Here is a 5,236-nt window from a genome sequence, read left to right as displayed (position 1 = left end):
GCTGGTGGTGCGAACAGACACATCAAGACCGACGAACAGCTCCATGGCAGGCCTCCTGACCGGTTGGATCGATGGAGCCTGACCGGAAGACCGCTCTCCGTCATCCCGTATCAACGGGCGGCCGGAGCCCCAACAACCCGATCTTTTTGCGTTGGCCCCGAACCGCTGCTTTCCCAGCGCGTTGCTCCACCAATCATGCCCCCTACACTTGGCCCGCAGTGGGAGGACGCCGCGGGCCGCTTTTTTTTGTTCCCGTATTCTGCTTTGATGGAACACCGAGGGGCATCATCGGTTTGTCTCTCTGTGCTGGCATCGCCACTCTCCAAGCCTGCACAGCCTCGGGCCCTGCTGTCGCCATAGGCGGGCCCTATCGCTCGGAATCAGGCGGATGTACCGTACCGAGGTCTCAAACACGTGGATTTACCACGTCGCAATCCCGATCGCGGGGCACCACTTCCTGTCTCGGCTTCAGGTGATGGATAAGTGGCTGACCGAGTGGGAAATCCCTTACCGGGTTATTCCAACAGAAATTGGTGATTCAGCCCTGTTGATCCGGTTTCCAACTGAGCGCTTTGCGCGCGCCTTTATCCTCGCGGAAGAGGCAGGGGGCACGTCCGTTTCGACCGGCCAACAATAAGCGGCTTTCTCCTTGAACGAGCGCGTTCAGGGCAGGACCGCTACCCTGGCGAGCAACGTGACCAGCTCTGCCTGACGTTTCGTGTTGGTTTTTGCGAAGAGCGCAGCTAGTTGCGAGCGAATGGTGGTGCGGCTTAGGTGCCGACTGCTGGCGACATCCGCGGGCAGATCGCCCTGCGCCATTTGAAGCGCAAGGCGCGTCTCAGCCATGGTCAGGCCAAACATGCGCTGAAGCATGAAGGGATTCGGTCGCAGGTGTGCATCAAGATCGAGCAGCATGACCACGCTCGTGCCGTCCGGTATGTCGTCCGCGACCTGATTGAGGAGGAAAGGCGTGTCGCTTGTGCCAGAGATGACGATCCAGCTCAGTGGACCGAGTCTCGGGCCGTTTGGGGCTCGCCCGATCAACCGCTTGAAGGCGCTGGTCAGCTGGCCAAGATCTTGAAAAGCCCCCTCATCGCAGCCAAGGATCAGTCTGGCCGTTGCGTTGGCCTCAACGATCTTTCGGTGGTTCTCGACGACGAGATAGCCGCAGCCGATTCGGTCGAGCATGTTCAGGGCCACAGCGCCGCGATAATTGCTTGTCGAACCTGATCTCCCCTTCTCCTGTGGCTCGCTGCTCAAAGTTGCGCTCAGCCTGGCGTCGTTCGGCCCAGAGATCATCGGTTCCAACCTTATCCCCCCAGCAATGAATACGCCCATCAAACTTTAACTATCGAGCCGCTCGCCTGTTCCTTTGCCGAGGTGCTGTATTTGCAGCGCTAGCCGCGCCGGGGAATCGCGGGTTTCGCCATGAGTTCGCTATTCAGTCTTAGCGTCATCCACATCCGGCACCGTCACGGCCTAGGGAGCCCCGCCGCGCCCCCTCGGAACGGCGGGGCGAACCTCGTGCGTGTGTTGGAGTGTCAGTTGTGTGCGCGCGTCGCGTTTTGCGTGCCGGCCCTGGGGCCGAGACTGTCCGTGGCCCGGTCAGCAAAGCGCGGGATGCGCGCCAGCGGAAGCTCAACTTTGACCCCATGCCGGAGCGGGTCGAGCCATGCCTGGATCTATTGGCTTCCAAGCCGCCTACCGGCAACGACTGGTCGTTTGAAGTGAAATGGGACGGCTATCGTCTCGCCATTCATATCGATAATCGCACCGTTCGGATCCTGACCCGCGGCGGGCATGATTGGACCAATCGCTTCCCGACGAGGACGTTCTTCAATTAAAAGATCCATCATGACCTAGTTTATGCCGTCTGCTCTCGACTCTAGTCGGATGTTGGGACTCGGTCAGAACGCGACATTGATCCCCGCAAGGTGTAGCGTACTGGAAGGGGCGCCCGTTCCTTGGCTCTCGCGAACGCGTTCGCGTTCCAAACGGAGTCACCCGGTGCGGCCGAGAATTTCTGTGACGGTGTCCGCCTCGCCCGGCATCCACCGGCTCCTGGAAGGTCGCCGGGATCTTGCCCCCTGAGCAGACGTTCCGAAGGTCGCAGAAGGGTCGCGAGCGGAAATTAACACCAGGGGCGTCGGCCGCCATTCCATGGTCGGGCCAAGCCCTCGTCGACGAGTTGGGCGCCGATCGAACCACCGCCGTTCGCGACGATACGAAGTTTTCGGCCGTACGAATCTACGTCCCGGCTGCCAATCGCTTCCAATCGGAAGGGCCTCGAGCTCAGCAGCTCGGCCAGCCTGAAGGTGGCCCGTTGACCGAGAGCTGCTTCGTCGGCGCATTTGGCTCCGCCTGTTTCCGGCGCGTCAATGTCAGCGATCCGGATCTTCTCGCCGCGAAACCGGAAGGTGTCACCGTCGATGACGCAGTCGCCGGCGCCCCGCCCACATAGCGGGAAGGAAGATTGCGCCTGGCTGGATCCTGCAGTCGCTGGGCGGATCACCTCGATCTCGTTCGGGCGCGGGTTTGATCTCGAAGACAGGGGATCGAGTAGCGTCGCCCGGATCGATCCAGCCGGTTAGGGGAGGGCGTTAGCAAGCCGAGTGCGGCCCCCATCGAGACGATGAAGGTGCACACGCAGACGACTGCCCATTGGGCCGAACTCATGCCGGCCAAGTCTCGTCGGAACGACATTGCTGGTCCTCCAGGCTGGAGAGTGCCAGAGGCGTCCTAAGGGACAGCCTAGGGAGACAGCACGGTTTGATGGTTCGCAGAACGAAACCGTTAGTGAAAATGGCCCGGCTCGCGGGCCTCAAGCGATAGCTTCTGACGCCGGATGGCGGCAGCAAACCTGAGGAAGCGAAGCAGCCTCACTGGCCAGGGTTAGGAGCCCGATGAGGGCGACCAATAAGGCATCAAAATTCGCTCGTGCGCAGGCACGCGGAAGGGTCACGGGGGGCTCTTTGGCGAAGGCCAAGGCGCCTATCCCGTAGCCTCGTCATGAGGCGTCGGACACGCGAATTTCTGTGCCTTAATTCGAGGCCAGTCTACGTCTCCAAGCCCCATGAGCGCGCAGGCGCTAGACCGCCATTCAAGAGCCGCCGAAGGGCGGCCAAACGACATCCGAAACCGATCAGGCCCGGGCGACGGCAGGGCTGGCGTGCGCAGGCGCGCATCAAGGTCGGAAGAGGATGGAAGTGGTGTGGTCCTGGGGGCTGTCGGAGACCGAAATACGGTGCGAAGGCACCAAGCAAACGAGACGCGCCCGAAGGGGTGCGTCACGTTTGCGGTATTGAGCCTATTTTTTATTTGGGGAAATGAGGYCCATTCCGGGCCTGTCCTTGGTGGCGCATTTGCGGGGATTTCTGCCGTCCTTGCCTGGGGCTTCTCAGGCGCCCTGAGCGGGCAACGCCGTCAGCTTGGGGCAGGGCCTGGTCCTTGGCGGGGAGGGAGGCTCCGTGGGGTCTTCAAGCCCGTCTATGGAGCGTCCGTCTTTATTGGGGAACGCCGGCGGCAGCTGCCAGTGCGTCAGCCAGCAGATGCCGCCGGCGGACTTGTCCTTGATAAGTGGCTTTGTCGATAGCGGCCGCGGGGTTTTAGCCAGTCCTCAAAAGATAAGCGCAGGCGGACACTTGGCACGCCTGCGCTTTGTTTACATGGGGGTTTGCGCMCTGGAGCGCGGCGTCGAGATGTTCAACGGCCGGATTTCACGGCCTGTTCCAGGGACTGGAACCTATGCCGGGCGATGAGCAGCTTACGGATCCGGGATCCAAGCTTCGCAGCGAAGGAGTATTTCGAGACTTCGGCACGCGCCATGATGGGCTCACCATCGACAACGTCAAATAGCGTTTCGACGTATACCAGGGTTTCATCATCGCGGATCTGAACCTCAGCGAGAGGTTTTTCATCACMGTTCTCAACCCACCAATCGTAGGGCAGTCTTTTTCCCGGACTGAATTGATAAATCGGCGAGAATGCCTTCAATCGGTCGATAGCAGCGCGACCGATCACCGCGTCGGAAGCATCCGCATCAAGGCAGACGAGTTCTCCAGAGTGGTGATATCCTCCGATCGCACTCATTGCGATACCTCCTCCCGTGTAGAATGCGGAAGCACGGCGCGTGCCGATGTAAGGTAATTCTTCACTGATCMAAGGTTCATCGAGAATGAGCGCTTCGAAATCGTGCATGGGCAATGTCAATCCTGGTAGGGGCGATGCTTATTGTATTCTACAATTTGGGATCGCCAAGAGATGCGCTCTTTTACTGGGGTTATGAACACCCTCAGCGAGCGTGCTGCAGCCTGAAATCAAGCCATAGCGTGTCGAGACAGGCTCGACATACCAGATGCTGTGTTTTCAGCTTCGGATTTGATTCGCATAAGGATGATTATGGAACCAATCCGGATCGGATTTCGATTTGTTTCGCCTTAGCCAGGCAGACCCGCCTGCGTCGGGGTAGACGGGACGAGGTTCCGCAAATTGCAGCAAATCCGGCCTCAACGGCCGCTAACCTCCTGATATAACGTGATCTTAACTGCAAAACGCTAAGGCGAGATAATTGCGTTTCGACCACGGCACGGCCGGGGCATCCAGCGAAGTCCGAGTGCAGTTCCTTAGGCGAGATAAATGCGAGCGCCGCTTGAATCACAGGCGCGATAAAGCTGGAATACCTTAGGCGAATTTATTTCGAATGGTGACCTGATCGGCGCCACGGAATKCGGGTTGGAAATTGCGATCGCTTAGGCGAAATAAATTACTGAGACGACGCTGCGGCATTTTTCGCGCCTTGGGAAAATCGCCGTTGAAGGCTGTCGGAAATAATCCAATTTTTTAGGCGAAATAATTCGCTCACTGACTTGTCAGGGTCGGAGCGCACCCGCTAAAATGAGCATCGAATTCAGACGCTATGCGTCACCCAGGACTTGCAATGACCGTTTTTCAATATCAGTGGGGCACCGAGCGTCCGCGTTCGCGCGGTGACCGACAGGACCGCTACCTTGGCGCATATGCCGAGGCGGGTCTGGCGCGCATTCTCGCGGAGAATGAGGCTCGGCTGGCCCGGTTTCAGAGCGACCTTGATGTGATCAAGCGCGATCGGGAGATCGTGCGCCTGTCGACGCCGGGTGGCCGCTATAACAGCGAGGTTGCGGCGACGGTTGCGGCGCAGTTTGGCGTCGTGTCGATGGGAGAACCCGTAAAGCGCGGTCGCGGACGTCCCGTGAAGTAT

5 protein-coding genes and 1 pseudogene are annotated in these 5,236 nt (G+C 59.5%); 3 read left to right on the top strand and 3 right to left on the bottom strand.

Annotated features, from left to right (window positions below; genetic code table 11):
* Nucleotides 1-388 precede the first annotated feature (388 nt).
* Complete coding sequence (locus tag AC1DJT_RS34190; protein ID WP_476771033.1) at nt 389-637, top strand: hypothetical protein; 249 nt, start codon at nt 389-391, stop codon at nt 635-637.
* Nucleotides 638-663: 26 nt separating this feature from the next.
* Here AC1DJT_RS34190 and AC1DJT_RS34185 read toward each other — a convergent pair whose 3' ends face one another.
* Nucleotides 664-1,308: a helix-turn-helix transcriptional regulator gene (locus tag AC1DJT_RS34185; RefSeq protein WP_476771032.1), complete on the bottom strand. Its 645-nt coding sequence runs from the start codon at nt 1,306-1,308 to the stop codon at nt 664-666.
* Between the two features lie 257 nt (nt 1,309-1,565).
* On the opposite strand from AC1DJT_RS34185, the pseudogene AC1DJT_RS34180 reads away from it, so the two are divergent.
* Nucleotides 1,566-1,823 (top strand): annotated as a pseudogene (locus tag AC1DJT_RS34180) (ATP-dependent DNA ligase); the annotation flags it as partial.
* 308 nt (nt 1,824-2,131) lie between these two features.
* On the opposite strand, the gene AC1DJT_RS34175 reads toward AC1DJT_RS34180, so the two are convergent.
* Both AC1DJT_RS34175 and AC1DJT_RS34170 read right to left on the bottom strand, forming a co-directional pair.
* A complete protein-coding gene (locus tag AC1DJT_RS34175; protein ID WP_476771031.1) occupies nt 2,132-2,512 on the bottom strand; it encodes a thermonuclease family protein in 381 nt (126 codons plus the stop codon).
* 1,190 nt (nt 2,513-3,702) lie between these two features.
* Nucleotides 3,703-4,197 carry a hypothetical protein gene (locus AC1DJT_RS34170; protein WP_476835819.1) on the bottom strand — a complete coding sequence of 165 codons (495 nt, stop codon included), beginning with the start codon at nt 4,195-4,197 and terminating at the stop codon, nt 3,703-3,705.
* Between the two features lie 739 nt (nt 4,198-4,936).
* Between AC1DJT_RS34170 and AC1DJT_RS34165 the strand changes: the two genes are divergently transcribed.
* On the top strand, nt 4,937-5,236 hold a 300-nt coding region (locus AC1DJT_RS34165), incomplete at its 3' end, for a hypothetical protein (RefSeq protein ID WP_476835818.1).

The sequence above is a fragment of the Allobosea sp. 05T422_2 genome (assembly GCF_056396265.1).
The sequence above is the reverse complement of the archived record's forward strand: the minus strand, read 5'-3'. Positions and strand labels throughout refer to the sequence as shown.